This is a genomic window from Streptomyces sp. SID12501, from assembly GCF_010550245.1.
Lineage (GTDB): Bacteria > Actinomycetota > Actinomycetes > Streptomycetales > Streptomycetaceae > Streptomyces.
This window is the reverse complement of the sequence record NZ_JAAGLU010000976.1, coordinates 1-397: the sequence shown is the minus strand read 5'-3', so window position 1 is coordinate 397 and position 397 is coordinate 1. Positions and strand designations below refer to the sequence as shown.

1 protein-coding gene is annotated in these 397 nt (G+C 72.0%); it reads right to left on the bottom strand.

Annotation, left to right across the window (positions count from 1 at the left end):
• Nucleotides 1–397 (bottom strand): histidine phosphatase family protein (locus tag G3I71_RS49425; protein WP_164325525.1); only part of this gene is annotated, 397 nt, incomplete at both ends.

The window sequence follows — 397 nt, the reverse complement described above, 5'->3', positions numbered from 1 at the left end:
AGGTCGCGCGCCGGCTCGCTGTAGCCCACCGACACCAGCCGCTCGCCCTGGTACGTGAACGACGTCAGCGAGGCCAACGTGCACTGCCGGCGCCGCGGGTCGTGCCACAGCCGCCGCTTCTCCGCGAAGCTGCGCACGATCCAGATCGGCAGCTGGTGGCTGACCGCCACCGCCTCGTGCCCGCGCGCGGCGTCCCGAGCCGCCTCGATCGCGCTCATCATCCGCACGACCTGCTCGACGTACGGCTCGCCCCAGGACGGCTTGAACGGGTTCGTCAGGTGCTTCCAGTTGCCCGGCCGGCGCAGCGCGCCGTCGCCGACGCCGAAGGTCTTGCCCTCGAAGACGTTGCCCGCCTCCAACAACCGCCCGTCGGTGGCCAGGTCCAGGCCGTGCGTCT